Source organism: Streptomyces sp. NPDC056486 (genome assembly GCF_042795295.1).
Taxonomy (GTDB): Bacteria; Actinomycetota; Actinomycetes; order Streptomycetales; family Streptomycetaceae; genus Streptomyces.
Map to the genome: position 1 here is coordinate 1 of NZ_JBHTSF010000337.1, position 1,387 is coordinate 1,387.

General features: G+C 70.4%; 2 protein-coding genes and 1 pseudogene. 1 reads left to right on the top strand and 2 read right to left on the bottom strand.

Annotation, left to right across the window (positions count from 1 at the left end; all coding sequences use genetic code 11):
• Together ACFQ7F_RS45875 and ACFQ7F_RS45880 are read right to left on the bottom strand one after the other, a co-directional pair.
• The coding region (locus ACFQ7F_RS45875) for a hypothetical protein (RefSeq protein ID WP_383285762.1) at nt 1-250 on the bottom strand (250 nt) is incomplete at its 3' end.
• A 5-nt stretch (nt 251-255) separates the two neighbouring features.
• On the bottom strand, nt 256-864 hold the full coding sequence (locus ACFQ7F_RS45880; protein WP_383285765.1) for a hypothetical protein: 609 nt from the start codon (nt 862-864) through the stop codon (nt 256-258).
• A 232-nt stretch (nt 865-1,096) separates the two neighbouring features.
• Here ACFQ7F_RS45880 and ACFQ7F_RS45885 point away from each other — a divergent pair.
• A pseudogene (locus tag ACFQ7F_RS45885) lies at nt 1,097-1,387 on the top strand (hypothetical protein); the annotation flags it as partial.

Genomic DNA, 1,387 nt, shown 5'->3' on the forward strand with positions numbered 1-1,387 from the left:
GCTCCCACGTCTCCCGGGGGCCGCGCCCGAAGATGGCGTCCTGCCCGGCCTGGATGGCGTTCTGCTGGGCCCAGCCGTAGACGAACTGCGGGGTGTTGCCTTCCAGTCGTCCGTGTTGCTCCCACGCGGTGCGTTCGGCGGCCGCCGCCTTGATGAGGGCGGGGTGCCCGTCTTCGGCGGCGTTCGCGGTGGTGTCGTGGTGGTAGTAGGCGATGAACGCCCGGGCGGTCGCGTCGTCGTCCTCGTCCACGGCCGTCACCGTCCCTGCTCCGGGGCGCGGACGACGGTAAGCGTGGGCGGCTGGTCCCCGGTGGGGGCCTGTTCGGCGGCGAGCAGCGCCTTCGCCATGTCGTACTCGCTGACGGTGCGCCAGCCGCCGCGGGTACGGGTGCCGGCCGCGAGCAGCTGCTCGATGAGTGGTTCGTCCTCGGGCACGCTCGGGCGCTCCGGGTACGCGGTCGCCTGCCACAGCTCCTCGACGTGCCGCAGCAGGGCGAAGTACTCGTGGGTCTCGCCCGGGTCCGGGAGCCCCAGGCGGGGCAGTTCGATCCCCAGGGCACGGCGGTGGGCGACGCCGTCGGCGACGGCCGGGGCGAGGGTGCCTTCCCGGCGGGAGGCAATCGCCCGGGCGGCCCAGGCTCGCTCCGAGTGCGAGCGGTGGCAGCTGATCGTGCGGTCACGCATCTCGGCGTAGCGGTATCCGGCGAGGGCGGCGTCCAGGTGCGCGCGCATCTCCTCGTACAGGGGGCCGTCGGTCCAGTTCAGTTTCCACCGGACGCCGGTGTCGTAGATCAGCTCTCCCGTGGTGCCGGTGACGTCGAACAGGTGTCGGGCCAGCAGAGCGGCCTGGCGGCTGCGGCTCATGGACTGCCTCCCCTTCTCCAGCGCCCGGGATGACGAGGTGTCATGTCCCGTTCTGTCGCGTCGGATACGGAGAGGTTATCCGACGCGATCACCCATGTCCGCGAGTCGCGGACATGGGCCGGGAAGGTTGGCTGAAAGTAGCTGCACGAAGAGGTGTGCCGCGCATGTATAAGGGACACATACCCAGTGCTGCACAAGAGTGCAGCGCTCGAAGAGGAATGAGGAATCCGCCTTGAGTCACGTTCTTCCGCTCGCCAACGGCCTGCGCACCGACCATCCGGTGCCGGGCCTGCCCTTCGTCGACGACACCCACATCCCGCTCGACGAGGGACCGGAGGCCATCGAGGCCGTCGGCCGTCACGAGATGAGCGGCATGTGGGGCCGCTACGACAAGAACCGCGTCGACGGCGGCTGGCACGCTTTCACCACCGACCCCAAGCAGCACACGCTGGGCTGGTCGGTGCGCTACCACCCCGAGCACGGCCGGACCGTGCTGCTGATGCGCGACGGCGACACCGCCTCC